Source organism: Telluria mixta, assembly GCF_029223865.1.
Taxonomy (GTDB): Bacteria; Pseudomonadota; Gammaproteobacteria; order Burkholderiales; family Burkholderiaceae_D; genus Telluria; species Telluria mixta.
Map to the genome: position 1 here is coordinate 3,320,763 of NZ_CP119520.1, position 26,753 is coordinate 3,347,515.

Below are 26,753 nucleotides of genomic sequence, written 5' to 3' on the forward strand. Positions count from 1 at the left end.
CATGCTAGACTTGCCGAATGATCATTCAACCGATGCCGCTGTTTTTCGTTGTCCTTTGGAGCACCGGTTTCATTGCCGCGAAATACGGCTTGCCGTACGCGCCGCCGATGTCCTTTCTCATCCTGCGTTGCCTGGGCGCCGTCCTGATCCTGCTGCCCGTCGTACTGTTGACGGGTGCCGCCTGGCCGCGTGGGCGCATCCGCCACGTAGCGGTGGCCGGGCTGCTGCTGCAGGCGGGCTACCTCGGCGGTGTATGGGGCGCGATCAAGCTGGGCATGCCGGCCGGGCTGTCCGCGCTGATCGTGGGCATGCAGCCGATCCTCACGGCCATCGCCGCGCCATTGATCGGCGAAAAGGTCCGGCCGCGCCAATGGCTGGGGCTGGGACTGGGCCTGTGCGGGGTCGGCCTCGTGGTCGCCGCGAAGATCCACCTGAACGGATTGTCGCCGGCCGCGATCGCGCTGTGCGTGCTGGCCCTGTTGTCCATCACGGCGGGCACGATGTACCAGAAACGCTTCTGTCCGACATTCGACCTGCGCACCGGCACCGTGATCCAGTACGCGACGTCCGTGCTCGCACTGCTGCCGTTTGCCGTGCTGCTGGAAGGTTTTGGGCCGCGCCTGGAAAACATCCACTGGACGCCGCAATTCGTGGGGGCGCTGCTGTGGGCGATCCTGGCGCTGTCGATCGGCGCCATCTTCCTGCTGTTCCGCCTCATCAGCCGCAACGACGCGACCCGCGTGACGAGTCTGCTGTACCTGACGCCGCCCACCACCGCCCTGATGGCCTGGCTGATGTTCGGCGAGAAGCTGAACATCCTTGGCCTGGCGGGCATGGTCGTCGCGGTACTGGGCGTCGCATTCGTCGTCAAAAAATAAATGGAGATTGCATGATCAGCAACGAACAACAACGCGCGGTGGACGCCGCCATCACCTCGCGGCGGTCGATCCGCGCCTACCTGGAGACTCCGGTCGCGCGCGAGGATATCGAAGCCATCCTGGAAGTGGCGGCGCGCGCGCCGTCCGGCACGAACACGCAGCCGTGGAAGGTGCACGTACTGACGGGGGCGGCAAAAGAACGGCTGTCCGACCGCATCCTGGCCGCCTATGCGGACCCGGTGCAGAACCGCGAGCACGTCGAGGAGTACGCGTACTATCCGCGCGAATGGGTGTCGCCGTTCGTCGACCGGCGCCGCAAGGTCGGCTGGGACCTGTATGCGCTGCTGGGTCTCACGCGCGACAACAAGGCCGGCATGGCGGCCCAGCACGGCCGCAACTACCGCTTCTTCGATGCGCCCGTCGGCATGATCTTCACCATCGACCGCATCATGGAGCAGGGCTCCTGGCTCGACTATGGCATGTTCCTGCAGAACATCATGGTCGCCGCGCGCGGCCGCGGGCTCGACACGTGTCCGCAGGCCGCGTTCACGCAATTCCACCGCATCATTTCCGATGAGCTCGGTCTGCCCGAGAACGAGATGGTCGTGTGCGGCATGGCACTGGGGTTCGCCGACCCCGGCAAGGTGGAAAATACGCTCGTCACGGAACGCGAACCCCTCTCGTCGTTCACCCGTTTCCTGGACTAGCACGCTATACTTGTCTTCGCAAGCTATTGAAAAACCAAGAGATTTCTACAACGCATCGCATTTTGCGTTGTAGAAAAAAATGGGCGTAGATGGTACAGTCGTCGGATGCGCACTTGCGCTCCATTCGTCATCCGCTACACTGCATTGTGTGCTCTTCAGTTCGCGTTCAAGGATTTTCAGATGCTTAAGCTCGCGTTGGCAGCCGCCATTTCCATGATGTTCGTGCTCGAACCCGCCGCAGCCGCGACCAAGCACAAGGGGCATGCGGCCGCGACCAAGCGGGTCAAGGCCAAGCGCACCAACCTGGCCAAGGTCATCGCGGACGACAACCGCCAGCGCATGGTGCGCCGGATCGAGATGGTGCACGGCAAGCGCCGCGTCGTCATCCAGCGCGTCCGCCGCGCCGCGCCCGCCGTCGCCATGCTCAGCGCCGGCGACATCGCCGGCCTGAGCCGCACGCACGATCCGCTCGACCTGCGCTCGAACGTCGCCTACGTGCTGGACCAGCAGAGCTCGGAAGTACTGTTCGAAAAGAATGCCGCCGTCGCGCTGCCGATCGCCTCCATCACCAAGCTGATGACGGGCCTGCTCGTCGTCGAGGCCCATCAGGACCTGGACGAAGTGCTGACGGTCACCGAGGCCGACGTCGACCGCCACAAATTCACCAGCTCCCGCCTGCCCGTCGGCGCCCGCATGACGCGCGGCAACCTGCTGCACATCGCGCTGATGAGCTCGGAAAACCGCGCCGCCGCGGCGCTGGGCCGCAATTATCCGGGCGGGATCACGGCCTTCGTCGAAGCGATGAATGCGAAGGCGCGCGAACTCGGCATGAACGATACGCATTATGTGGATTCGAGCGGCCTGTCGAGCCAGAACATCTCGAGCGCGCGCGATCTGGCCAAGCTCGTCAAGGTGGCGCACCAGGAACCGCTGCTGCGCCAGTACACGACGGATCCGAACTACGTCGTCCAGGCCAGCGGCCGGGCGCTGCAGTATCACAACACCAACTACCTTGTCGCTTCGCCCGACTGGAACATCGGCCTGCAGAAGACGGGCTTCATCAACGAAGCGGGGCGCTGCCTCGTGATGCAGGCCATGATCCAGGGCCGCAACGTGATCATGGTGTTCCTCGATTCGAAGGGCAAGCAGTCGCGCACGGCCGATGCGGGCCGCATGCGCCGCTGGCTCGAAGCGCTCAAGCCGGCCGGCGTGCCCGCCACGGCCGCCACCGGCGTGCCTGTCACCGTGTCGGCGACGGTGCCGGCGACGGTCTCCGCCGCAGCGACCGCGCCGGTCGTTCAGTAAGGGTCAGACCGCGCCACCGACGCGGTGGCCCAGGGTCGCGGAAATCTGCGCGGCCGTGTTCACCAGGTCTTCCAGCCATTCGTCCTGCAGGCGGTCCGCCGGCGCCGAGATCGACAGGCCCGCGACCAGCTTGCCGCTGTCGTCGTGGATGCCGGCCGCCATGCAGCGCACGCCCAGCTCCAGTTCCTCGTTGTCGCGCGCATAGCCGCGTGCGCGCACGAGCGACAGTTCGCGCTCCAGGCGCGTCAGGTCCGTGATCGAGTTCTTGTTGTGGCCCGCGAGGCCCGTGCGCGTGGCATACGCGCGGATCGCCTTCGGTTCGTCGATCGACAAGAACAGCTTGCCGGTCGACGTCAGGTGCAACGGGCCGCGGCCACCGATCGCGCGCACGACCTGCATGCCGGAACGCTCGGAAAAGGCGCGGTCGATGTAGACGATCTCGTCGCCCTGGCGCACCGACAGGTTGACGGTCTGCTTGGTCTTGTTGTGCAGCGCCCGCATCAGGTCGACTGCCGCCTCGCGCACGGACAGCCGGCTCTTGACCACGTTGCCCAGTTCGAGCAGCCGCATGCCGAGACGGTAGGTGCCCGGTTCCACGCGGTCGACGAACCGCGTCACGACCATGTCGTTCAGGATGCGGTGCGCCGTCGACGGGTGCAGGCCCGAGATCTTCGACAACTCTTTCAGGCTCACGGGGTCGGGATAACTGGCCAGTACGTCGAGCAGCGCCACCATGCGCTCGATCACCTGGATGGAAGTCTTCGCCGGTTCAGGGGTTTCCATTTTCATGATGTGGTTGGTGCAGTGCGGTATATTTCTCTACTTTATACCATAATGTGAAAATATTAGGTAATGATGTTGCGTGGGAGCCGAGCTGTATGGGCATAATGGCGTTTCTGTACAGATTGTCGAACATACATGGATCAACCGAGCAGCGAGTTCAAGAGTAAGGGCGGCCTGGGCCGTATTGCGGGCGCGTTCCGCTATTCGATGCAGGGCTTCCAGACCGCCTGGAAGAACGAGCACGCGTTCCGGCAGGAGGTGATGGTCGCGGTGCCGCTCACCGTCGTCGCGCTGCTGCTGAAGATCTCGGCCTTCCAGAAACTGGCGCTGATCGCCGTGCTGGGACTCGTGCTGCTCGTGGAACTGATCAACGCGGCCATCGAGGCCGTCGTCGACCGCGTCTCGCTGGAGCGCCATCCGCTGTCCAAGGCCGCCAAGGACTTGGGCAGCGCCGCGGTGGCGCTGGCGATCACGATGGCGGGCGCAACCTGGGCCGTCGTCCTGTACAACCGCTTTTTCTGACGTACCCCTTCACACTAAGGAGAACAACATGACTTTACGCCTGGGCGACACGGCTCCGGATTTCGAACAGGATTCCACCATCGGCCGCATCCGCTTCCACGAGTGGGCGGGCGATTCCTGGGTGGTGCTGTTCTCGCACCCGGCCGACTTCACGCCGGTGTGCACGACCGAGCTGGGCCTGACCGCGAAACTGAAGCCGGAATTCGACAAGCGCAACGTCAAGGCGATCGCGCTGTCCGTCGACCCGGCCGAGCAGCACAAGGCATGGATCAAGGATATCGAGGAAACCCAGCAGACCGTCGTCGGCTTCCCGATCATCGCCGATGCCGATAAATCGGTATCGACGCTGTACGACATGATCCACCCGAACCAGTCGGCCACCGCGACCGTGCGCTCGCTGTTCGTGATCGATCCGGCCAAGAAAGTGCGCCTGATCATCACCTACCCGATGAGCACTGGCCGCAACTTCGACGAAGTGCTGCGCGTGATCGACGCCCTGCAACTGACCGACGGCTATACCGTGGCGACGCCGGGCAACTGGAAAGATGGCGACGACGTGATCATCCCGCTGACCATTCAGGATCCGGAGCAGCTGAAGCAGAAATATCCGAAGGGTTTCAATGCACCGAAGCCGTATCTCCGTCTGACCCCGCAGCCAAATAAATAATCGCTTAGCGCGTTATTCGTAGGGTGGACAGCTCCGCTGTCCACGCGTGACGCCGGCATCATGTTGGCCTCAAGCACAGCCCGCATAAGCAAATAAGGAACGTGTTGTTTGTTTTGCGGCTGAGGACCATTACCCTTGGAGCCATTCTGGGGGTAAAGCATGTCCATTCAATACATTCTGTCGGGATTCGCCGTTGGCCTGCTGGTCGGCATGACCGGGGTCGGCGGCGGTTCGCTGATGACGCCGCTGTTGACGCTGCTGTTCGGCGTCACGCCATCCGTGGCCGTCGGCACCGACCTCGCCTTCGCCTCGATCACCAAGACCGCCGGCACCGTCACCCACCGTGTACGCGGGACCGTGCACTGGGACATCGTCGGCCGCCTGTGCCTCGGGGCGCTGCCGGCCGCCATCGTCGCGACGCTCGCCCTGCAATATTTCGGGCCGCTCAATGCGTCCCTCGGCAAGGTCATCCGCTATTCGATCGCCGTGTCCGTGCTGCTGACCGTCGTCGCCATCCTGTTCCGCGGCAAGATGCTCGCCTGGGTCAACGCCAAGCCGTCGCGCCAGCTGCAGGGTCGCAGCCTCGTCGTTGCCACGGTCGTGTCCGGCGCGGTGCTGGGTACGCTCGTGACGGTCTCGTCGATCGGCGCCGGTGCGATCGGCGCCACGCTGCTCGTCATGCTGTACCCGCGCCTCACGCCGGCCGAGGTGGCCGGCACCGACATCGCCTATGCCGTGCCGCTGACCGCGATCGCGGCGTTCGGCCACTGGTGGCTGGGCTCGATCAACTGGGCGCTGTTGTCGGCGCTGCTCGTCGGCTCGCTGCCCGGGATCACGATCGGCTCATGGGCCGCCCGGGCCGTTCCCGAGAAAGTATTGCGGGGATTGTTGGCGATGACACTGGCGGGAGTGGCGGTCAAGCTGCTCCACTAAGTTGAACTGAGGAAAAGGCGCCGCAAGGCGCCTTTCCTGCTTTTTGGATCTTGCTAATGCGGGAAACGTCTATGCAAATGAGGAATGCTTCGTTTGTAATATGTCTTTCCAGTGAGATTATTTCGTTCCGTTAGAAGAAATTGTAATAAGGCGACCGATGACCACTTTACTATCCCGTAACAGCGCCAACCGGGTGATCCCCGGGTTCGGGCTCTCGCTCGGGTTCACGATTTTCTATCTGGCGCTGCTGGTGCTGATCCCGCTGTCGGCCATCTTCCTGAAGACGTTCACGATGAGCTGGGATGCCTTCGTGAGCGCCGTGACGTCGCCGCGCGTCATGGCGTCGTACCGCCTGAGCTTCGGCGCCGCGCTGATCGGCGCCGGGATCAACGTCGTGTTCGGGGGCATCGTCGCGTGGGTGCTCGTGCGTTACCAGTTCCCCGGCAAGCGCTTCGTCGATGCGCTCGTCGACCTGCCGTTCGCGCTGCCGACCGCCGTCGCCGGCATCACGTTGACGTCGCTGTATTCGTCCAACGGCTGGATCGGCAAGCACCTGGAGCCGCTCGGCATCAAGGTCGCGTTCACGCCGCTGGGCGTCGTCATCGCGCTGACCTTCATCGGCCTGCCGTTCGTCGTGCGCACGGTGCAGCCGGTGCTGGAAGACGCGGAGCGCGAACTGGAAGAAGCGGCCGCCAGCCTGGGTGCCAGCCCGTGGCAGACCTTTACCCGCGTGATCCTGCCGAGCGTCGTGCCGGCGCTGCTGACGGGCTTCGCCCTCGCGTTCGCCCGCGCCACCGGCGAGTACGGCTCGGTCATCTTCATCGCCGGCAACATGCCGATGATCTCCGAGATCACGCCGCTGTTCATCATCACCAAGCTGGAGCAGTACGACTACACGGGCGCCACGGCCATCGCCGTCGTGATGCTGCTCGTGTCGTTCATCCTCCTGCTGGCCATCAACCTGCTGCAGGCCTGGGCGCGCAAGCGTGCGGGCAAATAATATGAGTGCCGTTCTCGACAATCACCTGAAAGACAAGGCGGCGGTCGTCGCCCAGGCGCCGCGCAAGGCCACCAATACGCTGGAGCCAAGCTGGGTGCGCTATGCGCTGATCGCCGTGGCGCTGCTGTTCCTCACGCTGTTCCTGTTCGTGCCGCTCGTGGCCGTGTTCACCGAAGCCCTGAAGAAGGGCTGGGACACGTACAAGGAAGCCGTCATCGATCCGGACGCGCTGTCCGCCATCAAGCTGACATTCATCGCCGCCGGCATCGCCGTGCCGCTGAACCTCGTGTTCGGCGTGGCCGCCGCGTGGACCATCGCCAAGTTCGACTTCCCCGGCAAGAGCATCCTGCTGTCGCTGATCGACCTGCCGTTCTCCGTGTCGCCCGTGATCGCGGGCCTGATCTATGTGCTGCTGTTCGGTTCGCAGGGCTGGTTCGGCCCGTGGCTGATGGACCACGACATCAAGATCCTGTTCGCCGTGCCGGGCATCGTGCTGGCGACCATCTTCGTCACGTTCCCGTTCGTCGCCCGCGAACTGATCCCGCTGATGCAGGCGCAGGGCAGCGAAGAGGAAGAGGCGGCCCTCGTGCTGGGCGCGTCCGGCTGGAAGACCTTCTTCAAGGTCACGCTCCCGAACATCAAGTGGGGCCTGCTGTACGGCGTGATCCTCTGTAACGCCCGGGCGATGGGCGAGTTCGGCGCCGTGTCGGTCGTCTCCGGCCACATCCGCGGCGAGACGAACACGATGCCGCTGCAGGTCGAGATCCTCTACAACGAATACAACTTCACCGCCGCGTTCGCGATCGCGTCGCTGCTGGCACTGCTGGCCCTCGTGACCCTGGCGGTGAAAACCTTTATCGAATGGCGCATGCACCAGGCCCGGAAGGCCAGCGTGCAGGACCACACCACGGAGTAATACCATGACGATCGAAGTCCAACACATCCGCAAGCAGTTCGGCCAGTTCACGGCCCTGGACGACGTGTCGCTGAAGTTTGCCGACGGCGAGCTGACGGCGCTGCTGGGCCCGTCCGGCTGCGGCAAGACCACGCTGCTGCGCATCATCGCCGGCCTGGAGTTCCCGGACGCGGGCCGCGTGCTGCTCGACGGCGACGACGCGTCGAACCGCCATGTGCGCGAGCGCCAGGTCGGTTTCGTGTTCCAGCATTACGCGCTGTTCAAGCACATGACCGTGTTCGAGAACGTCGCCTTCGGCCTGCGCGTCAAGCCGCGCAAGGAGCGTCCGTCGGAAGCAGTGATCCGCGAGAAAGTGAAAAAGCTGCTGGAGCTCGTGCAGCTGGACTGGATTGCCGACCGCTATCCGCCGCAACTGTCCGGCGGCCAGCGCCAGCGCATCGCCCTCGCGCGCGCCCTCGCCGTGGAGCCCCGCGTGCTGCTGCTGGACGAACCGTTCGGCGCGCTCGATGCGAAAGTGCGCAAGGAACTGCGCCGCTGGCTGCGCCAGCTGCACGACGAGCTGCACGTGACGTCGATCTTCGTCACCCACGACCAGGAAGAGGCGCTCGAAGTGGCGGACCAGGTCGTCCTGATGAACAAGGGCCATATCGAGCAGCTGGGCACGCCTAGCGACGTGTACAACCACCCCGTGTCGCCATTCGTCTACGGCTTCCTGGGCAACGTCAACCTGTTCCACGGCCGCGTGAACGACGGCGTGCTGGCCAGCGGCGACGCCACGTTCCACGCGCCCCAGTTCGCGGACGTGAAGAACGGCGAAGGCATCGCCTACGTCCGTCCCCACGACCTCGACGTCGAGCGCTATGTCGCAGGCGGGGAGGGGGTCGCGGTGAAACTGCGCCGCGCGCACGCGATCGGCCCGCTGGCCCAGCTGGACCTGGAGCGCGCCGACAACGCCCAGATCATCGAAGCCGTCATCCCGAACGAGCGCTATCGCGAACTGGGACTGCGCGACGGCGAGACGCTGCTGGTGAAACCCAAGCGCATGCACGTATTTGTTGATCAGGGAGCGGACATATGAATTTCCAGCAGTTGCGTTCGGTGCGCGAAGCCGCGCGCCGCAATTTTAATTTGACCGATGTGGCGAATGCCCTGTTCACGTCGCAGCCGGGCGTGTCGCGCCAGATCCGTGAGCTGGAGGACGAGCTGGGCGTCGTCATCTTCGAGCGCAACGGCAAGCGCCTGACCGGCCTCACGGATCCGGGCAAGGGCATCCTGAAGATCATCGAGCGCCTGCTCGTCGAAGCGGAAAACCTGCAGCAGGCCAGCAGCGAATACGCCGCGCAGGACAGCGGCACGCTGACGGTCGCCGTCACCCACACGCAGGCGCGCTATGCGCTGCCGCAGGTGGTGCAGGCGTTCCGTACGGCGTTCCCGGGCGTGCGCATCGCCCTGCAGCAGAGTGCGCCGGAACACATCGCGGAATGGGTGCTGTCGGGCCGCGCCGACATCGGCATCGCGACGGAAGGCCTGTCGACGTTCCCCGACCTCGTGTCGTTCCCGTGCTACCGCTGGAGCCACCTCGTCGTCGTGCCGGATGGTCATCCGCTGCTGCAGCAGTCGCCCATCAAACTGTCCGACCTGGCCGAATTCCCGCTGATCACGTACGACGTGGGCTTTACCGGCCGCAGCCACATCGACGCCGCGTTCGCCGCTGCCGGCGTGAGCCCGGACATCATGCTGACGGCGATGGATTCGGACGTCATCAAGCAATACGTGTCGCTGGGGATGGGTGTCGGTATTGTCGCCTCGATGGCGTTCGACCACGGCCGCGACCGCGGGCTGCGTGCGATCGAGTCGTCGCATTTGTTCGCGCCGAACGTGACGCGTCTCGCGGTGCGCCGCGGTGCCTACCTGCGCGCGTATGCCTATGACTTCATTGAGCGCTTCGCGCAGGGCTTTACCAAGATGGATATCGAGAAGGCGCTGCATCCGGTGGTAGCGGATTAAAAGCCGCTACACACAATCGAACGCAACATAAACCAACGTCATTCCCGCGCAGGCGGGAATGACGGTTTATGGGCTAATCCTCATACTTGGGTCCCCGCCTCCGCGGGGACGACGTGCTAGGGCAAACGCCCTTGTCAGCGTTGCGCGCGCAGCGCGTCTGCGCACTCGCGCACGAGTGCGGGCCCCCGGTAGATCAGGCCGCTGTACAACTGCACGAGCTGGGCGCCCGCATCGATCTTGGCCTTCGCATCGCGTCCGCTCAGGATGCCGCCCACGCCGATGATCGGCACGGCGGTGCCGACTTCGGCCCTGAGCGCACGGATCACGATGGTCGACTGCTCGAACACGGGTGCGCCCGACAGGCCGCCCTGTTCGGTCGCGTGGCGCATGCCTTCCACGTCGCGGCGGGCCAGCGTGGTATTGGTGGCGATCACGCCATCGATGCCGTGACGGACGAGGGCGCCGCCGATATTGCGGATCTGGTCGCCGTCGACGTCCGGCGCGATCTTCAGCGCCAGCGGCACGTAGTGGCCGTACTTGTCGGCCAGGCGCGACTGTTCTTCCTTCAGCTGCGACAGCAGGGCATCCAGTTCGGACGCGCCCTGCAGCTGGCGCAGGTTCTTCGTATTCGGCGACGAAATATTCACGGTGACGTAGCTGGCATACGGATACACCTTGCGCAGGCAAGCCACGTAGTCGTCGGCCGCGCGTTCAATGGGCGTGTCGGCGTTCTTGCCGATGTTCAGGCCCAGCACGCCCTGGCGTTCCTGATAGAAGCGCGATGCCTGGACGTTGGCGACGAAGGCGTCGACGCCGCCGTTGTTGAAGCCCATCCGGTTGATGATGCCGCGCGCGGCCGGCAGGCGGAACATGCGCGGCCGCGGATTGCCCGGCTGGGCACGCGGCGTCACGGTGCCGATCTCGATGGAGCCGAAGCCGAGGGCAGCCAGGCCGTCGATGTAGGCGCCGTCCTTGTCCAGGCCGGCGGCCAGGCCGACCGGGTTCGGGAACGTGATGCCCATGACCGTGCGCGGATCCGGTTTCGGTTTCCTGACGATGCCCGTCAATCCCAATGCCGCCGCGCGGCGCAGGGCGGGCAGGGTGACGTTGTGGGCCGTTTCGGGATCGAGAGAGAACAGCAGCGGGCGGGCGAGGGCGTACAGGAGTTTGTCGGACATGGTGGCCTAATCGAGAATTCGCGACATTTTACCTTGTGTGGCAGCAATACCGCATGTCCTTCGGCCTTCAACGATCCAGCACACCCCATACGCCGTCAATACGGGCTTCCAGCGGCTTGAAATTGATCTTGTACGCCATCTTCGGGCTCTGCTCGATCCAGTAACCGAGGTAGACGTAGGGCAGGCCCAGTTCGCGCGCCTGGCCGATCTGCCACATGACGTTGTACGTACCGAACGAGGCGCCGGCCACGTCCGGGTCGAAGAACGTGTAGACGGACGACAGGCCGTCCGACAGCACGTCGATGATCGACACCATGCGCAACGTCCCGTCCGGCTCGCGGAATTCCACGAGGCGCGTGTTGACGCGGCTCTGCAGCAGGAATTGCGCGTACTGGTCGCGGCTGTCCTGGTCCATGCCGCCGCCCACGTGGCGCGTGGTCTGGTAGCGCAGGTACAGTGCATAGTGCTCGTCGGAGAACGACAGGTTGGCCACCATCGCCGTCAGGTCCTCGTGATGCTTCCACGCGCGCCGCTGGCTGCGGTTGGGCGTGAAGCGCTCGGCGGCGACGCGCACGGGGATGCAGGCCCGGCAGCCGTCGCAATAGGGACGGTAGGTGAAGATGCCGCTGCGGCGGAAACCGTTGCGCACGAGTTCCGAATACACGTCCGCATTGATCAGGTGCGACGGCGTGGCGACCTGCGAGCGGGCCTGGCGTGCGTCGAGGTAGCTGCAAGGATACGGTGCCGTCGTATAGAACTGCAGCGTGGAAAATGGCAGATCATTCAGGTGCGTCATGCAAAGCTCTCGGAACGACGTGTGTTGGACCCATTGTAGCCAAAGACGGCGCCGCGCACCGTTAGGTGGTCAACGGTGACGCGACTTCCCAGCGCGCGATCGGCGGTTCCTGGATCGCCTGGCGCAGGTGCTGCAGGAATTCCCGGCGCGGGATCGGCACGGCACCGAGCGAGGCCAGGTGGCCCGTCTCCTGCTGGCAGTCGATCATCGTGACGCCGTGGTTGCGCAAGAAGGCGACCAGGTAGGCCAGCGCGACCTTCGACGCGTCCGACACGCGCGCGAACATCGATTCGCCGTAGAACATGCGGCCGATGCAGACGCCGTAGGCGCCGCCGACCAGCTCGCCGTCCAGCCACACTTCGGACGAGTGCGCAAAACCCATGCGGTGCAGGCCCGTGTAGCCGGCGATGATGTCTTCCGAGATCCACGTGCCGGGCCCGTCCTTGCGGGGCGCGGCGCAGGCACGCATCACGGCTTCGAAGGCGCCGTCGAAGCGCACGACCCACGGCCCGCCGGCCTGGCGGCTGCGCTCGATCTTGCGCAGCGTCTTCTGGAGGCTTGCGCTGACCTTGAAGCGGTCGGTGTACAGCACCATGCGCGGGTCGGTGCTCCACCAGAGGATCGGCTGGCCTTCGGAAAACCAGGGGAAGATGCCGTTCCGGTACGCCTGCAGCAGGCGTTGCGGCGAGAGGTCCGCGCCGGCCGCGAGCAGGCCCGGCGCGTCGGTCGTCAACGCCTCGGACACGTCGGGAAACGGCGTATGGGCCTCGAGCCAGGGGATCATCGTCGTGCGTGTTTCAGTCGGGTTGGACGGGCGCCCGCATCGGGCCCGCGATGTCGCGGGTGTGGAATTCATAGGTGCCGCCGCTTTCGCGCATCCGCGCGCGGTCGGCGAAGAACAGTTCGAGCGTCGTGCGGATCGTGGGGAAGGCCAGGTCGCCCCACGGGATCTCGGCTTCGCTGAACAATTGCACGTCCAGGCTTTCGATGCCAGGGGCAAAGTCCAGGTCGACGAGGCGCGCCAGATAGAACATATGGACCTGGTGCACGTGCACGACGTTCAGCAGGGTGAACAGATTGCCCAGTTCGATGTTGGCGCCCGCTTCCTCTTCCGTTTCGCGTGCGGCGGCCGCGCCGGTGGTCTCGCCGTTTTCCATGAAGCCGGCCGGCAGCGTCCAGTAGCCGTAGCGCGGCTCGATGGCGCGCTTGCACAGCAGGACCTTCAGTTCGCCGTCCTGTTCCCACACGGGGATCGAGCCGATCACCATCTTCGGGTTCTGGTAGTGGATCGTGCCGCAATGGGTGCACACGAAACGCGGACGGTTGTCGCCCTCGGGGATGGCCACCGTGACCGGGTGGGCGCACTCGGAACAGAATTTCATAGGAAACGGATGAATTGAATTGCCTTTACTTTACCACTGTATTGGGGGCGACTGGGCCGCAATCCGCCGGCGCTTCGCACCCCGGCGGAGGCAGCTTATGCTGCGATCCGGGCGAGCCGGAGAACTGCGATTGCCTAAAGTGTGGAAGGTGCGTATAATACGAATCATCAGACGCGGGGTGGAGCAGTCTGGCAGCTCGTCGGGCTCATAACCCGAAGGTCACAGGTTCAAATCCTGTCCCCGCAACCAGATTCCAAAGCCGCTGATCCTGTTCCGGATCAGCGGCTTTTTCATTTTGGGCCGGCCGCGCCGGCCCGTTCGACCCGTCTCAAGCATACCAACGATCCCCGCAACGATCGCCGCCCGGCCCGGTCGAAGTCTCCGTGTGCGTTGAAAGCGGAGCCAACGAATGATTACTGTGGAAGACATCAACGAGGCGTGGGGCTGGACCGGCCTCCACGCCGTCGAGGTGCTGGGCGAGAACGCCTTCGGCAATCTGATCGTCCGCGACGAGGACGGCATGTACTGGCGCCTGTCGCCGCAAGACCTGCGCTGCGAACCGGTGGCCGAAGACCGCGCCGCCCTCGACGCCCTGTCGTACAACCAGGAATTCCTCGATGGCTGGTACATGCCCGAGCAGGTCCGCCTGGCCGAGACGGCCCTGGGCCCGCTGACGGCCGGGCGCAAGTATTGTCTGAAAATACCCAGTGCGCTGGGCGGGCACTACGGGCGCGACAACCTGGCCATGGTGCCGCTGCCGGAACTGATCCGGTTCGCCGGCGAAGGCGCCCAGCAGTTCGACGGGCTGCCGCGCTGGCAGGACTACAACTAGAGCCTGGAACCGCCGCAGCAGGCCGACCGGGTGACGGGCTGCTCGTCCATCGGGCACCACAAGCGGGACGGCCGCGCCTTGTGGCGGCACAAAGCGGCGTCAGCCGGCGGGCTGGTTCAGGCTGGCCCAGAGGTAGGCCGCAGCCATCGTGCGGTGCGGACGATAGGCTTCGAGAAATGCTTCGGCTTCGCGCATGCCGGGCCGCTCGCCGCCCGTCAGCCGGCCGATGGCGTTACGCACGGCCACGTCGCCGTGCAGCGAGCAATCGGCGTAGCCCCAGCCGCGCAGCAGCGCATAGTTGACGGTCCACGGGCCGATGCCCTTGACCGCGAGCAGGCGCTCGCTCACGCCGGCCGGGTCATCACTGCGGTCCAGCGGCAGCGCGCCGTCGGCCACGAGGCGGGCGAAGCGCAGCAGCGTCTCCGCCTTTGCGCCGGAAAATTTTCGACTGGTCAGTTGATCGAGATCTAGACGGGCCACGTCGGCCGCCTCCGGATAGCACCACAGGCCGCTCGAATGCGGCCGTCCCGCCAGGCCGATGAACGTGCGGCGCAGGGAAATGGCGAACGGCAGGTTGATCTGCTGGCCGATGATGGCCCACGTCAGCGCCTCGAACACGGTGGCCGACTGGATGACGCGCAGGCCCGGCTGGCGCGCGACGACGGGGCCGAACAACGGATCGTCGCGCACGGCCTGCTCGAACGGCGCGGGGTCGATGCGCAGGCCCAGCATGTTCACGAGGGCGTCGTGGATTGCAGCCGCCGAGACGGTGCCGTCGCTCTCGACGACGCACTCGGCGCGGTCCGCATGCAGCGCGATGTCGATCAGCGTCGGCACGCCACCCAGCAGCACGCCCTTGCGGATGCGGCCCGCGTCCGCGTCGACGACTTCGGCCAGCGCATCGGCATCGCGGCCATGGAACGTACAGGCGTCCGCGTGCCGATAACCGGCAGGCAGCGCGATCGTATGACGGCTGTGGCTCATTTGCTGGATGCCGGCACCGGCGCGGTGCGGCCGAAGCGGGGAACGAAGCCGGTGACGAACGCGGTGCCGACCAGCGTGATGGCCGAGCCCACGATCGTGTACCAGCCGATCGCCTCGCCGAGGAACAGCGCGCCCCACAGGATGCCGAAGACGGGGCTCAGGAACGTGACGGTGAGGGCGGACGTCGTGCCGACTTGCTCGATCAGCCTGAAGTACAGGATGTACGCGATGCCGCTGCACAGCACACCCAGTGCGATCACGGCGCCGACGATGCCCACGGTCGGCGCGCCGGCGGGCGGGAACAGGGGCAGGGCGGGCAGGACCATCAATGCGGACGTCCACATCGTGCCGTGCGCGTTGGCGAAGGGCTCCACGCTTTTCGCCGTGCGCGCGTACAGGCTCGCGACGCTGTAGCTCAACGCGGCCACCAGCGCGGCGGCGACGGCGAGGCCGGCGCCGGGGCGGCTCGTCGCGTGGTCGAAGCCGACGAGCAGCGCGACACCGACGGTGCCGAGCACGAGGCCCAGGGCCGTCCGCGCGCGGATCGCCTGGCGGCTCCACACGGCGCCGAGCAGCGCGCCCCACATCGGCGCGGTCGCGTTCAGCACGGCCAGCACCGACGCCGGCAAGGTGCGCGCCGCGAACGCGAACAGCAGGAACGGGAACGCGGAGTTGAAGAAGCCGAGGATGAAGTAATGCTTCCAGTGGGCGCGCAGGTCGAGGCGCTTCTTGAGGACGACGCCGACGATGGCGAGGAACAGCGCCGCGAACAGCACGCGGAATTCGATGAGCACCGCGGGGCCGAGTGTCGGCGCGCTGATGCGCATGAACAGGAAGGAGCCGCCCCAGATGGAGGCAAGCAGGATGAGGCGCAGCAGGTTGGCAGTGTTCATGGTTCCTGGATCGGTATCAGGTCGGGCCGGCGCCGGATGATGGACGCGCGGGCTTCCTTCGCCTTCCCGTTTCTTGCGCTCGAATTGCGCGACGGGGGCGGGGAATTGGTAATGATACAAAAAGGTGGGAAACCCTGCCGGAGGGGGCATGAAAAGGGGCCGCAAGCGCGGCCCTGGTCGATCACGCGGATGCGTCGATGCTCAAGGCACCAGCGGCTTCTTCGCGGACCGCTTGGCCTTGACGTCCGCGATCGCTTTCTCCATGGCGGACAGGCGCTGCGGCAGCGCGGGATGATTGGCGCTGTAGCCGTTCAACACGCTGGGCGGATAGCTTTCGGCCAGGCGGTTCCAGAACGCGGGCGCATCCTTGACGTCGTAGCCGGCGCGCGCGGCCAGGTAGATGGCGAGGCGGTCGGCGGCTGCATCGGCATCGGCCGGCATGGCCTTGATGCCGCCGCTGCCGATCAGCATCGACGTGTCGGGCGTGATGCTTTTCAGGTTGTCGATGATGCTGCCGAGCGTTGCGCTGTTGCGTTGCGAGGACGGGTGGCCCAGCATGTTGTGGGCCATCGTCTTCGCCAGCACGAAGGCCAGTTCGTCGTCGTCGTGCGTGAAGTTGATCATGCCGCGCGTGACGAGCACGCGGCTGCCGTCGCCGTACGCGTTGACGTTGTCGGCGTTGCCCAGTTCGATCGCGAAGGCGCACGCACGCGTGACGGGAATGGTCAGCTGGCGCTCGCTCCGGCGGCGCTCGATCGTCATCGGCAGGCTCGCTTGCGACGCGATGATCTTGCCGAACACGGCGCCCGCCTGGGACAGCGCATGTTCGCCGGTCGGCAGGGGCTTGCCGGCGGCCGCGAGCAGCACGTCGCCGGACTGCAGGCCGGCGCGCGCCGCGCCGCTGCCGGCCAGCACGTCGGTCACCTGCAGGCGCTCGTCCATGCCGAAGGCGACGTGCGCGGCTTCGTTGTATTCGCCCGGATAGGACCAGCGGTTCTTCGCCGTGAAGCCGAGCAGGTTGCGGGCCTGGCCCTTGCACAGTTCCGCATTCTGGATCAGCAGGGGCGCTGCGACCTTGTACAGACGCTCCTGCAGGACCGCCATCTTCGTCAGGGTGTCGGCGGCGGCAGCCATCTGCGGGCTCAGGGCCGGGGCTTCGACGGGGCGTTCGGTGACGCGCGGCGTGGCCGATGGTTGGCGCGGTGCCTGCGTGGCGCAGGCCGACAGCAGCAGGGCTGCGGTGATGCCCAGCGCGGCAGTCTTGATGCCCGCGGGGCGCTGACGACGATGTCCGGTCATGTGCTCCTCATAGTTTATTGTTTGCCGGTGGAGCCGAATCCTCCGGCGCCCCGGTCGCTCGTTGCGAAATCCTCCACGACGTTGAAGCCCACCTGCATGACAGGCACCACGATCAGCTGCGCCAGGCGGTCCATCGGCTGCAGCGTGAACGTGGCTTGGCCGCGATTCCAGGTCGAGACCATCAGCTGGCCCTGGTAATCGGAGTCGATCAAGCCTACCAGATTACCCAGAACGATGCCGTTCTTATGGCCGAGCCCACTGCGCGGCAGGATCATCGCCGCATAGCCCGGATCGCCGATGTGGATGGCGAGGCCGGTCGGCACCAGCACGGTCTCGCCGGGGGCGATGGTCATGGGCGCCTCGATGCAGGCGCGCAGGTCGAGGCCGGCGCTGCCCGCGGTGGCGTAGGCCGGCAGGAAGTCCTTCATGCGCGGGTCGATGATTTTCAGGTCGATAGTCTTCATGGAGTGCTTGAGTGGTACAGGTGAATCAGGCCAGCAGCGAACGCTGTTCCAGGCGCTTGGCGATCTCGGAAACGAGCTGGCGCGCCAGTTCCAGCTTGGTCGCGCGCGGGAGCACCGTGTGGCCGCTTTCGTCGAACAGCACGATCGCATTCTCATCCTGCCCGAACGTCTGCGGGCCGATATTGCCCACGAGCAGAGGAATGCCTTTTTTCTCGCGCTTGACGGCGCCGTATTCGATCAGGTTTTCCGATTCGGCCGCGAAGCCGACGCAATACGGCCAGCCGTTCAGCGACGTGGTCGCGGCGACGGTCGCGAGGATGTCCGGGTTCTGGGCGAAGTGCAGTTGCGGGGCGTCGCCGCTGCCGTCCTTCTTGATCTTCTGGTCGCTGGCATTGTCCACGCGCCAGTCGGCGACGGCCGCCACGCCCACGAAGATGTGCTGCCCCGGGACGGCCTGCATGACGGCGTCCAGCATCTGGCGCGCGCTCTGCACGTCGATGCGGCGCACGCCATGCGGCGCGGGCAGCGACGTCGGGCCGGAGACGAGCGTGACGTCGGCGCCGGCCTCGCGCGCGGCACGCGCGATCGCATAGCCCATCTTCCCGGACGACAGATTGGTGATGCCGCGCACGGGGTCGATCGCTTCATACGTCGGACCGGCCGTGATCAGGACGCGCTTGCCGGCCAGGAGTTTCGGCTGGAACGAGGCGACGAGTTCCTCGAGCAGTTCGTCCGGTTCGAGCATGCGGCCCATGCCCGTCTCGCCGCAGGCCTGCGAGCCCGCGGCCGGGCCGAGGATGCATACGCCATCCTCGCGCAGTTGCGCGACGTTGCGCTGCGTGGGCGCCTTTTCCCACATCTCGACGTTCATCGCCGGCGCGACGAGCAGCGGCACGTGGTGCGGGCGCGCGAGGCACAGGGTCGACAGCAGGTCGTCGGTGGCGCCGTGCGCGAGCTTGAACAGGAAGTCGGCCGAGCAGGGCGCGACGAGGATGGCGTCGGCATCGCGCGTGAGGTCGATGTGCGCCATGTTGTTGGGGATGCGCCCATCCCACTGGTCCGTGTAGACGCTGCGGCCGGACAGCGCCTGCATCGTCACGGTGCCGATGAAATGGGTGGCCGCTTCGGTCATCACGACCTGCACGTGCGCGCCCTGTTTGGTGAGGGCGCGGCACAGTTCCGCGGCCTTGTAGCAGGCCACGCCGCCGGACAGGCCGAGGACGATCTTCTTGCCCTTCAGGTCCATGCTCATGATCTCTCCCATGCTCAGTGCTTGCTCAGTGTTTGTTCACGCGGCGCAGTTCATCGATGATGAACAGGAAGGCGCCGATCGTGATGGCGGTATCCGCAATGTTAAAGGCCGGGAAGTGGCCGACGCCGCGCCAGTAGAAGTCGAGGAAGTCGATCACGTGGCCGTACGCGACGCGGTCGACGAGATTGCCGAGGGCGCCGCCCATGATCAGCGCGAGGGCCCAGCAGAACATGCGCTGGCCCGCGTGCTTGCGCAGCAGGTAGATGATGAAGCCGACGGCCGCGATGGCGATGCCGGCGAACAGGTAGCGCTGCCAGCCGCCCTGGTCGGACAGGAAGCTGAATGCGGCGCCCTTGTTATACGCGAGGACCAGGTTGAAGAAGCTGGTGATGTGTTTCTCTTCGCCGTGCACGAAGGTGCGCGTGATGGTGATCTTGCTGATCTGGTCGAGCAGGATGACGATGAAGGCGATGCCGAGCCACGGGGTGAGGCTGCCGCCCGAGCGCGACGAGACGGCGGAGAATGTTGGTTTTTTTTTGCTGGCCATGTCGATGGTCGTAGAGTGGAAACCCCGGGCACGTGGCCCGGGGCGCAGGTACGTCAGGCGAAGCGGCGCTGTTCCCCGCTGCCGAACAGGTTGCTCGTGCAGCGGCCGCACAGGCCCGGATGCGCGTGGTCATGTCCCACGTCGCGGCGGTAGTGCCAGCAGCGCTCGCACTTGGCGGCGTCGGACGGCGTGACGGTGACGGCTTCCGCCGCCGCATCCGCCACCTGTTCGACGGTGGCCTGCGACGTGATGAACACGAACTTCAGGTCGTCGTCCAGGCTGGCCAGCGTGGCGTACTTCTCGCCGGCGGCCTTGATCGCCAGTTCCGCCTGCAGCGACGAGCCGATCGCGCCCGATGCGCGCACTTCTTCCAGCTGCTTGGTGACGTCCGCACGAACGGCGCGCAGCAGCGCGTACTTGTCCAGCAGGGCGGCGCTGTCCGCGATGGCCGGGAAGGTCCACAGCGTCTGCGTGAAGATGGTCTCGTCGCTGTCCTTGTAGGCCTGTTCGCCCGCGAACACGGCCCACGCTTCCTCGGCCGTGAACGACAGGATCGGCGCCATGATGCGCAGCAGCGCGTGCGCGATGTGCCACAGCGCGGTCTGCGCCGAGCGGCGCGCGAACGAGTCCACGCCGGTGGTGTACAAGCGGTCCTTCAGGATGTCGAGGTAGAAGCCGCCCAGGTCTTCCGAGCAGAAGTTCTGCAGGCGCGCGACGACCGGGTGGAATTCGTAGCGCTCGAAGTGCGCGGCGATGTCCGCCTGAAGGCGCGCCGTCTCGGCCATTGCGTAGCGGTCGATCTCGAGCAGTTCCGCGACAGGCACGGCGTTCTTGACCGGATCGAAGTCCGACGTGTTCGCGAGCAGGAAGCGCAGCGTGTTGCGGATGCGGCGGTACGATTCCGTCACGCGCTTGAGGATCTCTTCGCCGATCGACAGCTCGCCCGTGTAGTCGGTCGATGCAACCCACAGGCGCAGGATGTCGGCGCCCAGCGTATCGGAGATCTTTTGCGGCGCCAGCGTGTTGCCGAGCGATTTGGACATCTTCTTGCCCTGCTCGTCGACCGTGAAGCCGTGCGTCAGCAGCGCCTTGTACGGCGGGCGGCCATTCAGCATCGACGACGTCAGCAGCGACGAGTGGAACCAGCCGCGGTGCTGGTCCGAGCCTTCGAGGTACAGGTCGGCCGGGAAGTGCGATTGCGCGGCGTGCGAGCCGCGCAGCACGGTCTGGTGCGTCGTGCCCGAGTCGAACCACACGTCCAGCGTGTCGCGGTTCTTTTCGTACATCGCGGCGTCATCGCCCAGCAGGTCGCGCGGGTCGAGCTTGTGCCACGCGTCGATGCCGCCCTGTTCGATCAGCTTGGCCACCTGCTCCAGCAGCTCCGGCGTGCGCGGATGCAGCTCGCCCGTTTCGCGGTGCAGGAAGAAGGCCATCGGGACGCCCCACTGGCGCTGGCGCGACAGGGTCCAGTCCGGACGGTTGGCGATCATGCCGTGCAGGCGCGCCTGGCCCCAGTCGGGGAAGAACTGCGTCTCGGCGATGCCGGCCAGCGCGGATTCGCGCAGCGTGGGGCCGCCGTCCTTCGGCTTGACGTCCATGCCGGCGAACCACTGGCTCGTCGCGCGGTACACGATCGGGGTCTTGTGGCGCCAGCAATGCATGTAGCTGTGGTCGAACATCTTCAGTTCGAACAGGGCGCCGGCTTCGGAGAGGGCATTGCAGATCGGCTTGGACGCTTCCCAGATCGTCATGCCGCCGAACAGCGGCAGCGTGCTCGCGAAACGGCCGTCGCCCATCACGGGCTTCAGGATCTCGTCGTCCTTCATGCCGTGCGCCTTGCAGGACTGGAAGTCTTCCAGGCCATAGGCGGGCGCGGAGTGGACGACGCCCGTGCCGCTGTCGGTCGTCACGTAGTCGGCCAGGTAGACGGGCGACGTGCGATCGTAGAACGGATCGGCCGCGTGCAGCGGGTGCTTGAAGCGGATGCCGCCCAGCTTCTCGCCGGTCGTCGTCGCGACGACTTCGCCTTCCAGCTTGTAGCGCTGCAGGACGCTTTCGGCCAGGTCTTTTGCGACGATCAGCAGGATCGGTTGGCCGTTGCGATCCGCCTTGACGAGCGCGTACGTCACTTCCGGGTGCACGTTCAGCGCCTGGTTCGACGGGATCGTCCACGGGGTCGTCGTCCAGATCACGATGAAGCCGTCGCCCGGGGGCAGGGCATCCAGGCCGAACGCCTGCGCGACCTTGTCGCCTTCCGCGAACGGGAAGCCGACGTCGATCGCCGGGTCGCGCTTGTCCTGGTATTCCACTTCCGCCTCGGCCAGCGCCGAACCGCAGTCGAAGCACCAGTTCACGGGCTTCAGGCCACGGTAGACGTAACCCTTGTCGAGCATCGTGCCGAGGGCGCGCAGTTCGTCCGCCTCGTTACTGAAGTTCATCGTCAGGTACGGGTTGTCCCATTCGCCCAGCACGCCCAGGCGGATGAAGCCGGTGCGCTGGCGGTCGATCTGTTCGAGTGCGTAGGCACGGGCTTTTTGCAGCACGTCGGCCGTCGGCAGGTTCTTGCCGAACTGTTTTTCGATCTGGATCTCGATCGGCATGCCATGGCAGTCCCAGCCCGGCACGTAGGGTGCGTCGAAGCCGGCCATGGTGCGCGATTTGACGACCATGTCCTTCAGGATCTTGTTGACGGCGTGGCCCAGGTGGATGTCACCGTTCGCGTACGGCGGACCGTCGTGCAGGACAAACTTTGGACGGCCGGCGGCGGCCTTGCGGACGCGTTCGTAGATCTTCTTGTCCTGCCATTGCTTGACCCAGCCCGGCTCGCGCTTGGCGAGGTCGCCGCGCATCGGGAAAGGGGTGTCGGTCATGTTGACTGGGTACTTGCTCTCCGGCTTCTTGTTGCCTTGTTGGCCTTTCTGGCCTTGCTTGGTATCGGACATGGTGATTTCTAAAATGGACTGCTGTTATTCGTGATGACGGGACGGCGCGCCGTTATCCCGTTCTTGGCGCCGTTGAGACTCTGGAAGTCCCGGTCAAATTCGGTCGGTGGCGGTGAGCGCGCCGGCGCGCTGGGCGAACCAGGCGCGGGCCTGCTGCGCGTCGCGGTCGATGGCGGCCGTCAGTGTGGGGAGGTCGACGTATTTTTCCTCGTCGCGCAACTTGGTGAGGAATTCCACGCGCACCAGCTTGCCGTAGCAGGGCTGGTTCCAGTCAAACACATGGACTTCCAGCAGCATGCGGCCCGCGTCCTCGACGGTCGGGCGCACGCCGAGGCTCGCGACGGCCGGCAGCGGCCGGTCGGCCAGGCCGTGCACCTGCACGACGAAGATGCCGGCCAGTGCGGGGCGGTGGGCGACGCGCAGGTTCAGCGTCGGGAAGCCCAGTGTGCGGCCCAGTTTCTGGCCATGGATGACGTGGCCGGACATGGAATACGGGTGGCCCAGCAGGGCGCGGGTGGCGTCGAAATCGCCGGCCGCGAGCGCGGCGCGCACGGCCGAGGACGAGATCCGCGTGGAGTCGTGCAGCACGGCCGGCAGGCTGTGCACTTCGAAGCCGTAGCGCTTGCCGGCTTCGGCCAGCAGGGCGACGTTGCCGGCGCGGCGGGCGCCGTAGCAAAAGTCATCGCCGACCATCAGCCATTTTACGTGCAGGCCGTCGACCAGCACGCGCTGCGTGAATTCGTCCGGCGACATCGACGCGAAATGCTCGTTGAAGTGTTCGACGATGACGCGATCGACGCCGGCATGTTCCAGCGATTCGAGCTTGTCGCGCAGGTTGGCGATGCGCGCCGGCGCCTTCGACAAATCGCCGCTGCGCTGCGCAAAATATTCGCGCGGATGGGGCTCGAAGGTCATCACGGCGGCTTCCAGGCCGAGCTTGCGGGCGCTCGCTGTCACGTGGGCCAACAGCGCCTGGTGCCCGCGGTGGACACCGTCGAAATTGCCGATCGTGAGAGCGCAAGGCGCGCGTGCCCTGTCGTTGGGAAGTCCGCGAAATACCTTCATGGGATGGTTCGTGCTTCTAGGCGAAATACCAGATTATACGGCAAAGGGCATGTTGCACAGCGCAATGCCTTTGTTGCAATGGATGGGGTAGCGTTGCCCCCAATAAAAAAGCGCAGCCTGCATGACGCAGACTGCGCTTTTTTTCAGCCCGGGCAGGGAGATCAGCCGGAGATCGGCTTGTTGATCGCCATGATGAAGTAACGGGCCACTTCCGCCGTGCCATCGGTACCGCCGACGGACTTGAGCGTGCTGATCGCCTGCGACTTCTTGCCGGCGACGGCATACGCTTCGCCCAGGCGCAGCTTGACGTCTTCCGGATGCTTCAGGTCCTTGGCTTTCGACGCTGCTTCCAGCATCTTCAGGCCCTTGTCGGCCTGGCCGGACTGGACCAGAGCGTAACCCAGCGATGCCAGGCCGTCGTTGTCGCCGTCCTTGGCCAGCTGGGCTTCGGTGGCGGCCAGGTTCTTGTTCTGGTCGGCCAGGGTCTTCTCGGCCAGGTCCTTCAGGCGCTGGTGACGCGCGGCGTCCGGACCGGTGCCCAGTGCACCCGCCTTGTAGCCTTTGTCGATGACCTTCAGGGCTTCAGCCGGCGCGCCGGCCTGCAGCACGAGCTGGGCCATTTCCATGTACTCGCTCGGCTTCTTCAGCAGGCCATTGGCCAGCTTCAGGCGGTACAGGTCCACCTGCAGGCGGCCCGAGAAGCCCGGCTTGCCCTGCACGCGGTTCAGCAGGTCGGTCCAGTACTGGGCCTTCGGATAGTTCGCGGCCAGTTTCTCGATCGTGTTGACGTAGCCGGCCTTGTCGTTCTTCTTGAGCTGGATGTTGGCGAGCATGCCCAGCTGGTCTTCGCTCATGCGGCCGCTCTTTTCGGCCGCGCGCAGCTCGTCTTCCAGGGCCTTGATATTGCCCTGTTTGTAATAGTTCTGCATCAGGTAGGCACGCAGCTTCGGATCGTCGTGATCCTTGAGCTGGCGCTGGATGGCTTCATTGGCCTTGCCCAGGTCGCCGGCGCGCATATAGATGCCGATCAGGCCTTCCGAGAACTGGGCTTTTTCGGCGCCCGACAGCTTACCGGAACCGATCAGGTATTCGAATGCCTTGGCAGCGGTGTCGTAATCACCGGCGGCGGAGGCTGCACCCGCGCGGGTACGTTCGATCAGGTACGTCTCGTTGGCCGATTTGCCGCCGACCTTGTCCAGGTCGCGCAGTTTGGCGAGGGCATCCTTGTTCTTGCCCGACTTCATCAGCTGCTGGGCTTCCTGCAGGGGCTTGCCGATTTCGGGACGGAGGGTCTCCGCGGCGTAGACCGGGGCCAGGCCGACCACCGGAGCGGCGGCGGTGAATCCGAGTGCGGCCAGTGCGAGGCCGAGGTGTGCGAGGCGGAATTTAACCATTATCGAAATTCTCTCATTCAAAATAGACACGGCAGGGAAACCCTGCCGTGTTCATTATAGCCAAAGCGATTACTGGAACTGTTCGTTACCGACCATACCGATCTTGGTGACACCAAGACGCTGGGCCGATGCCATCACGCCAGCGACAACCTTGTACTCGACCAGCTTGTTCGGACGCAGGTGCACTTCCGGCTGATCAGGTTGGGCTGCCACGTTCGCCAGCTTCGCTTCGAGGGTGGCACGATCCGGGACCGGGGCGTTATCCCAGAGGATCGTACCGTCGAAGTCCACGTCAATCGTGATCACTACCGGTTCCTTGGTCGGCGGTGGCGGGTTGCCAACCGGCATGTTCAAGTTAACCGAATGGTTTTGCTTCGGAATGGTGATGATCATCATGATGATCAGCACCAGCATGACGTCGATCAGCGGCGTCATGTTCATTTCCATCATCGGTTCCGGATCTGCTCCTTTAGCTCCGGACGAACCAACGTTCATACCCATGGTGTTTCCTTTCAAATCTTGGGAAACCAGCGTGACAGCAGTAAACCACTATCACGCTGGCGGGTTGCATCCTGGAGGATCAGCCCTTATCAGGCGGTTCGGTGATGAAACCGACCTTCTGAATCCCGGCACGCTGGGCCGTGTACAGAACCTTGCCGATAGCTTCGTAGCGGGTTTGCTGGTCGCCACGAATCTTCACTTCCGGCTGCGGAACTTTCACCGATTCCTTGGCCAGGAAATCGAACAGTTCGTCGGTGTTGTTCAGGTGCTTCTGGTTCCAGTACATCTCGCCATCTTTGTTGACGACGATGTTCACGTCTTCCGGCGTGGTTTTCACGACCTGGTTGGTCTCGATCGGCAGGGCAATCTTCTGCAGGTGGAGGACAACCGGGCTGGTGATCAGAAAGATGATCAGGAGAACCAGCATCACGTCCACGAGGGGCGTGGTGTTGATCTCTGACATCACTGCATCTTCATCTCCGCTATCGGAGCCAACACTCATGCTCATGGTTTAGCCAACCTTTTTAGCGGTGCTGGCGCCTTGTGCACGTGCAGCTTCCGAGGTGTGCATTGCGCCCGAGATCAGGACCGAGTGCACGTCAGCGCTGAACGAACGGACGTCTTCCATTGCCGACTTGTTGCGGCGGACCAGCCAGTTGTAGCCCAGAACGGCCGGAACTGCAACGAACAGACCGAATGCGGTCATGATCAGTGCTTCACCCACCGGACCTGCGACCTTGTCGATCGACGCGTTACCCGTCATACCGATGTTGGTCAGTGCGTTGTAGATACCCCAGACGGTACCGAACAGGCCGATGAACGGCGAGGTCGAGCCGACGGTTGCCAGGAACGACAGGCCATCCTGCAGACGCGACTGGACTTTGTCCACGGCGCGCTGGATCTGCATGGTCACCCAGGTCGACAGGTCGATCTGCTCGAGCAGGGCGCCGTCGTGGTGCTGGGTTGCCTTGGTGCCGGTTTCAGCGATGAAGCGGAAAGGCGAGCCTTCGCTCAGTTGAGCCGAGCCAGCAGCGATCGACGGAGCTTTCCAGAACTTCTGGTTGGTTTCCTTCGACTGCTTGAAGATCTTCATCTGGTCCAGCAGCTTGGTGATGATGATGTACCAGGAACCCATCGACATGATCGCCAGGATGATCAGGGTGCTGCGCGACACGACGCCGCCGTTCCACACAGCTTCAGGGCCGAACGGGTTCTCGACTTCTTCTTTCTTGGCTTCGCCGCCAGCTGCCGGGGCTGCTGCCGGTGCCGAAGCGGCAGCGTCGGCTGCCGGTGCTGCTGCGTCAGCCGCCGGTGCCGCTGCCGGTGCGCTCGCTGCTGCCGAGGCCGGAGCGTCGGCGAAGGCCGGAGCGGACACCAGTGCCGATGCCGCAGTGACCGAGAACAGGAGAGCCGCTACGGTAGCGGACAAACGGGTATTCTTAAACATGCTTCCTCCAAAAATTTAAAATGAACAGTTCGCTGAACTAATAACAACGAAAATCATGC

General features: G+C 64.9%; 28 protein-coding genes and 1 tRNA gene. 12 read left to right on the plus strand and 17 right to left on the minus strand.

Annotation, left to right across the window (positions count from 1 at the left end):
* Positions 1 to 17: 17 nt before the first annotated feature.
* From P0M04_RS14755 to pbpG, 3 genes are all read left to right on the plus strand, one after another.
* Positions 18 to 878 (plus strand): DMT family transporter, encoded by an 861-nt coding sequence (locus tag P0M04_RS14755; RefSeq protein ID WP_259450002.1) that lies wholly within the window; start codon positions 18 to 20, stop codon positions 876 to 878.
* A gap of 11 nt (positions 879 to 889) precedes the next feature.
* On the plus strand, positions 890 to 1,585 hold the full coding sequence (locus P0M04_RS14760) for a nitroreductase (protein ID WP_259450003.1): 696 nt from the start codon (positions 890 to 892) through the stop codon (positions 1,583 to 1,585).
* A 180-nt stretch (positions 1,586 to 1,765) separates the two neighbouring features.
* Positions 1,766 to 2,890, plus strand: a complete 1,125-nt coding sequence (gene pbpG / locus P0M04_RS14765; protein ID WP_259450004.1) for a D-alanyl-D-alanine endopeptidase — start codon at positions 1,766 to 1,768, stop codon at positions 2,888 to 2,890.
* Between the two features lie 3 nt (positions 2,891 to 2,893).
* Here the strand turns inward: pbpG and P0M04_RS14770 are convergent, their stop codons facing one another.
* Positions 2,894 to 3,679, minus strand: coding sequence for an IclR family transcriptional regulator (locus P0M04_RS14770; protein WP_259450005.1), 786 nt, complete (start codon positions 3,677 to 3,679; stop codon positions 2,894 to 2,896).
* A gap of 129 nt (positions 3,680 to 3,808) precedes the next feature.
* Between P0M04_RS14770 and P0M04_RS14775 the strand changes: the two genes are divergently transcribed.
* The 7 genes from P0M04_RS14775 to P0M04_RS14805 all read left to right on the plus strand — a co-directional run bounded on the left by P0M04_RS14775 (position 3,809) and on the right by P0M04_RS14805 (position 9,718).
* Entirely contained in the window at positions 3,809 to 4,195 is a 387-nt protein-coding gene (locus P0M04_RS14775) for a diacylglycerol kinase (protein WP_036239856.1), read from the plus strand.
* A 28-nt stretch (positions 4,196 to 4,223) separates the two neighbouring features.
* A complete protein-coding gene (locus tag P0M04_RS14780) occupies positions 4,224 to 4,862 on the plus strand; it encodes a peroxiredoxin (protein ID WP_036239855.1) in 639 nt (212 codons plus the stop codon).
* 159 nt (positions 4,863 to 5,021) lie between these two features.
* On the plus strand, positions 5,022 to 5,795 hold the full coding sequence (locus P0M04_RS14785; RefSeq protein ID WP_259450006.1) for a sulfite exporter TauE/SafE family protein: 774 nt from the start codon (positions 5,022 to 5,024) through the stop codon (positions 5,793 to 5,795).
* Between the two features lie 157 nt (positions 5,796 to 5,952).
* A complete protein-coding gene (cysT, locus tag P0M04_RS14790; RefSeq protein WP_259450007.1) occupies positions 5,953 to 6,795 on the plus strand; it encodes a sulfate ABC transporter permease subunit CysT in 843 nt (280 codons plus the stop codon).
* A gap of 1 nt (position 6,796) precedes the next feature.
* On the plus strand, positions 6,797 to 7,711 hold the full coding sequence (gene cysW / locus P0M04_RS14795) for a sulfate ABC transporter permease subunit CysW (protein WP_259450008.1): 915 nt from the start codon (positions 6,797 to 6,799) through the stop codon (positions 7,709 to 7,711).
* A 4-nt stretch (positions 7,712 to 7,715) separates the two neighbouring features.
* Positions 7,716 to 8,789 carry a sulfate/molybdate ABC transporter ATP-binding protein gene (locus tag P0M04_RS14800; protein ID WP_259450009.1) on the plus strand — a complete coding sequence of 358 codons (1,074 nt, stop codon included), beginning with the start codon at positions 7,716 to 7,718 and terminating at the stop codon, positions 8,787 to 8,789.
* Positions 8,786 to 9,718 (plus strand): CysB family HTH-type transcriptional regulator, encoded by a 933-nt coding sequence (locus P0M04_RS14805; protein ID WP_259450010.1) that lies wholly within the window; start codon positions 8,786 to 8,788, stop codon positions 9,716 to 9,718. Before P0M04_RS14800 ends, P0M04_RS14805 begins: the two co-directional genes overlap by 4 nt.
* Before the next feature lie 134 nt (positions 9,719 to 9,852).
* Here the strand turns inward: P0M04_RS14805 and P0M04_RS14810 are convergent, their stop codons facing one another.
* From P0M04_RS14810 to P0M04_RS14825, 4 genes are all read right to left on the minus strand, one after another.
* Positions 9,853 to 10,896 carry a quinone-dependent dihydroorotate dehydrogenase gene (locus P0M04_RS14810; RefSeq protein ID WP_259450011.1) on the minus strand — a complete coding sequence of 348 codons (1,044 nt, stop codon included), beginning with the start codon at positions 10,894 to 10,896 and terminating at the stop codon, positions 9,853 to 9,855.
* A 67-nt stretch (positions 10,897 to 10,963) separates the two neighbouring features.
* Complete coding sequence (locus P0M04_RS14815; RefSeq protein WP_259450012.1) at positions 10,964 to 11,692, minus strand: arginyltransferase; 729 nt, start codon at positions 11,690 to 11,692, stop codon at positions 10,964 to 10,966.
* A gap of 61 nt (positions 11,693 to 11,753) precedes the next feature.
* A complete protein-coding gene (gene aat / locus P0M04_RS14820; protein ID WP_259450013.1) occupies positions 11,754 to 12,476 on the minus strand; it encodes a leucyl/phenylalanyl-tRNA--protein transferase in 723 nt (240 codons plus the stop codon).
* Between the two features lie 13 nt (positions 12,477 to 12,489).
* The gene (locus P0M04_RS14825) at positions 12,490 to 13,074 is read right to left on the minus strand and encodes an NUDIX hydrolase (RefSeq protein WP_025511499.1); all 585 of its coding nucleotides are present in this window, start codon (positions 13,072 to 13,074) and stop codon (positions 12,490 to 12,492) included.
* 172 nt (positions 13,075 to 13,246) lie between these two features.
* Between P0M04_RS14825 and P0M04_RS14830 the strand changes: the two genes are divergently transcribed.
* Positions 13,247 to 13,323 (plus strand) — tRNA-Met (locus P0M04_RS14830).
* 160 nt (positions 13,324 to 13,483) lie between these two features.
* The gene (locus tag P0M04_RS14835; protein WP_259450014.1) at positions 13,484 to 13,906 is read left to right on the plus strand and encodes a T6SS immunity protein Tdi1 domain-containing protein; all 423 of its coding nucleotides are present in this window, start codon (positions 13,484 to 13,486) and stop codon (positions 13,904 to 13,906) included.
* A 99-nt stretch (positions 13,907 to 14,005) separates the two neighbouring features.
* Here the strand turns inward: P0M04_RS14835 and P0M04_RS14840 are convergent, their stop codons facing one another.
* The 12 genes from P0M04_RS14840 to P0M04_RS14895 all read right to left on the minus strand — a co-directional run bounded on the left by P0M04_RS14840 (position 14,006) and on the right by P0M04_RS14895 (position 26,694).
* Positions 14,006 to 14,890, minus strand: coding sequence for a DNA-3-methyladenine glycosylase family protein (locus P0M04_RS14840; RefSeq protein ID WP_259450015.1), 885 nt, complete (start codon positions 14,888 to 14,890; stop codon positions 14,006 to 14,008).
* The gene (locus P0M04_RS14845; RefSeq protein ID WP_259450016.1) at positions 14,887 to 15,783 is read right to left on the minus strand and encodes a DMT family transporter; all 897 of its coding nucleotides are present in this window, start codon (positions 15,781 to 15,783) and stop codon (positions 14,887 to 14,889) included. Before P0M04_RS14845 ends, P0M04_RS14840 begins: the two co-directional genes overlap by 4 nt.
* 201 nt (positions 15,784 to 15,984) lie before the next feature.
* Positions 15,985 to 17,082: a M48 family metallopeptidase gene (locus P0M04_RS14850; protein WP_259450017.1), complete on the minus strand. Its 1,098-nt coding sequence runs from the start codon at positions 17,080 to 17,082 to the stop codon at positions 15,985 to 15,987.
* 14 nt (positions 17,083 to 17,096) lie between these two features.
* On the minus strand, positions 17,097 to 17,546 hold the full coding sequence (gene dut / locus P0M04_RS14855; protein WP_259450018.1) for a dUTP diphosphatase: 450 nt from the start codon (positions 17,544 to 17,546) through the stop codon (positions 17,097 to 17,099).
* A 25-nt stretch (positions 17,547 to 17,571) separates the two neighbouring features.
* Positions 17,572 to 18,792 carry a bifunctional phosphopantothenoylcysteine decarboxylase/phosphopantothenate--cysteine ligase CoaBC gene (coaBC, locus tag P0M04_RS14860; protein WP_259450091.1) on the minus strand — a complete coding sequence of 407 codons (1,221 nt, stop codon included), beginning with the start codon at positions 18,790 to 18,792 and terminating at the stop codon, positions 17,572 to 17,574.
* A gap of 31 nt (positions 18,793 to 18,823) precedes the next feature.
* Positions 18,824 to 19,345 carry a signal peptidase II gene (gene lspA, locus P0M04_RS14865; RefSeq protein WP_259450019.1) on the minus strand — a complete coding sequence of 174 codons (522 nt, stop codon included), beginning with the start codon at positions 19,343 to 19,345 and terminating at the stop codon, positions 18,824 to 18,826.
* 53 nt (positions 19,346 to 19,398) lie between these two features.
* The gene (gene ileS, locus P0M04_RS14870; protein ID WP_259450020.1) at positions 19,399 to 22,287 is read right to left on the minus strand and encodes an isoleucine--tRNA ligase; all 2,889 of its coding nucleotides are present in this window, start codon (positions 22,285 to 22,287) and stop codon (positions 19,399 to 19,401) included.
* A 93-nt stretch (positions 22,288 to 22,380) separates the two neighbouring features.
* On the minus strand, positions 22,381 to 23,352 hold the full coding sequence (locus P0M04_RS14875; protein ID WP_259450021.1) for a bifunctional riboflavin kinase/FAD synthetase: 972 nt from the start codon (positions 23,350 to 23,352) through the stop codon (positions 22,381 to 22,383).
* Positions 23,353 to 23,513: 161 nt separating this feature from the next.
* Complete coding sequence (locus tag P0M04_RS14880; RefSeq protein WP_259450022.1) at positions 23,514 to 24,746, minus strand: tetratricopeptide repeat protein; 1,233 nt, start codon at positions 24,744 to 24,746, stop codon at positions 23,514 to 23,516.
* A 69-nt stretch (positions 24,747 to 24,815) separates the two neighbouring features.
* The gene (locus P0M04_RS14885; protein ID WP_197071585.1) at positions 24,816 to 25,247 is read right to left on the minus strand and encodes an ExbD/TolR family protein; all 432 of its coding nucleotides are present in this window, start codon (positions 25,245 to 25,247) and stop codon (positions 24,816 to 24,818) included.
* Between the two features lie 79 nt (positions 25,248 to 25,326).
* Positions 25,327 to 25,755 carry an ExbD/TolR family protein gene (locus P0M04_RS14890; protein ID WP_259450023.1) on the minus strand — a complete coding sequence of 143 codons (429 nt, stop codon included), beginning with the start codon at positions 25,753 to 25,755 and terminating at the stop codon, positions 25,327 to 25,329.
* 3 nt (positions 25,756 to 25,758) lie between these two features.
* On the minus strand, positions 25,759 to 26,694 hold the full coding sequence (locus P0M04_RS14895; protein WP_259450024.1) for a MotA/TolQ/ExbB proton channel family protein: 936 nt from the start codon (positions 26,692 to 26,694) through the stop codon (positions 25,759 to 25,761).
* Positions 26,695 to 26,753 lie beyond the last annotated feature (59 nt).

Excerpts from the sequence above, each read along its gene's own strand:
- P0M04_RS14785 (WP_259450006.1), top strand. The coding sequence starts at position 5,022 with ATGTCCATTCAATACATTCTGTCGGGATTCGCCGTTGGCCTGCTGGTC.
- P0M04_RS14825 (WP_025511499.1), bottom strand. The coding sequence starts at position 13,074 with ATGAAATTCTGTTCCGAGTGCGCCCACCCGGTCACGGTGGCCATCCCC.
- lspA (WP_259450019.1), bottom strand. The coding sequence starts at position 19,345 with ATGGCCAGCAAAAAAAAACCAACATTCTCCGCCGTCTCGTCGCGCTCG.
- P0M04_RS14775 (WP_036239856.1), top strand. The coding sequence starts at position 3,809 with ATGGATCAACCGAGCAGCGAGTTCAAGAGTAAGGGCGGCCTGGGCCGT.
- P0M04_RS14880 (WP_259450022.1), bottom strand. The coding sequence starts at position 24,746 with ATGGTTAAATTCCGCCTCGCACACCTCGGCCTCGCACTGGCCGCACTC.
- P0M04_RS14780 (WP_036239855.1), top strand. The coding sequence starts at position 4,224 with ATGACTTTACGCCTGGGCGACACGGCTCCGGATTTCGAACAGGATTCC.
- cysT (WP_259450007.1), top strand. The coding sequence starts at position 5,953 with ATGACCACTTTACTATCCCGTAACAGCGCCAACCGGGTGATCCCCGGG.
- P0M04_RS14875 (WP_259450021.1), bottom strand. The coding sequence starts at position 23,352 with ATGAAGGTATTTCGCGGACTTCCCAACGACAGGGCACGCGCGCCTTGC.
- P0M04_RS14835 (WP_259450014.1), top strand. The coding sequence starts at position 13,484 with ATGATTACTGTGGAAGACATCAACGAGGCGTGGGGCTGGACCGGCCTC.
- P0M04_RS14840 (WP_259450015.1), bottom strand. The coding sequence starts at position 14,890 with ATGAGCCACAGCCGTCATACGATCGCGCTGCCTGCCGGTTATCGGCAC.
- dut (WP_259450018.1), bottom strand. The coding sequence starts at position 17,546 with ATGAAGACTATCGACCTGAAAATCATCGACCCGCGCATGAAGGACTTC.
- P0M04_RS14770 (WP_259450005.1), bottom strand. The coding sequence starts at position 3,679 with ATGAAAATGGAAACCCCTGAACCGGCGAAGACTTCCATCCAGGTGATC.
- P0M04_RS14850 (WP_259450017.1), bottom strand. The coding sequence starts at position 17,082 with ATGACCGGACATCGTCGTCAGCGCCCCGCGGGCATCAAGACTGCCGCG.
- P0M04_RS14895 (WP_259450024.1), bottom strand. The coding sequence starts at position 26,694 with ATGTTTAAGAATACCCGTTTGTCCGCTACCGTAGCGGCTCTCCTGTTC.
- P0M04_RS14815 (WP_259450012.1), bottom strand. The coding sequence starts at position 11,692 with ATGACGCACCTGAATGATCTGCCATTTTCCACGCTGCAGTTCTATACG.
- P0M04_RS14800 (WP_259450009.1), top strand. The coding sequence starts at position 7,716 with ATGACGATCGAAGTCCAACACATCCGCAAGCAGTTCGGCCAGTTCACG.
- aat (WP_259450013.1), bottom strand. The coding sequence starts at position 12,476 with ATGATCCCCTGGCTCGAGGCCCATACGCCGTTTCCCGACGTGTCCGAG.
- pbpG (WP_259450004.1), top strand. The coding sequence starts at position 1,766 with ATGCTTAAGCTCGCGTTGGCAGCCGCCATTTCCATGATGTTCGTGCTC.
- P0M04_RS14845 (WP_259450016.1), bottom strand. The coding sequence starts at position 15,783 with ATGAACACTGCCAACCTGCTGCGCCTCATCCTGCTTGCCTCCATCTGG.
- P0M04_RS14885 (WP_197071585.1), bottom strand. The coding sequence starts at position 25,247 with ATGGGTATGAACGTTGGTTCGTCCGGAGCTAAAGGAGCAGATCCGGAA.
- P0M04_RS14755 (WP_259450002.1), top strand. The coding sequence starts at position 18 with ATGATCATTCAACCGATGCCGCTGTTTTTCGTTGTCCTTTGGAGCACC.
- coaBC (WP_259450091.1), bottom strand. The coding sequence starts at position 18,792 with ATGGACCTGAAGGGCAAGAAGATCGTCCTCGGCCTGTCCGGCGGCGTG.
- ileS (WP_259450020.1), bottom strand. The coding sequence starts at position 22,287 with ATGTCCGATACCAAGCAAGGCCAGAAAGGCCAACAAGGCAACAAGAAG.
- P0M04_RS14805 (WP_259450010.1), top strand. The coding sequence starts at position 8,786 with ATGAATTTCCAGCAGTTGCGTTCGGTGCGCGAAGCCGCGCGCCGCAAT.
- P0M04_RS14890 (WP_259450023.1), bottom strand. The coding sequence starts at position 25,755 with ATGAGCATGAGTGTTGGCTCCGATAGCGGAGATGAAGATGCAGTGATG.
- P0M04_RS14760 (WP_259450003.1), top strand. The coding sequence starts at position 890 with ATGATCAGCAACGAACAACAACGCGCGGTGGACGCCGCCATCACCTCG.
- P0M04_RS14810 (WP_259450011.1), bottom strand. The coding sequence starts at position 10,896 with ATGTCCGACAAACTCCTGTACGCCCTCGCCCGCCCGCTGCTGTTCTCT.
- cysW (WP_259450008.1), top strand. The coding sequence starts at position 6,797 with ATGAGTGCCGTTCTCGACAATCACCTGAAAGACAAGGCGGCGGTCGTC.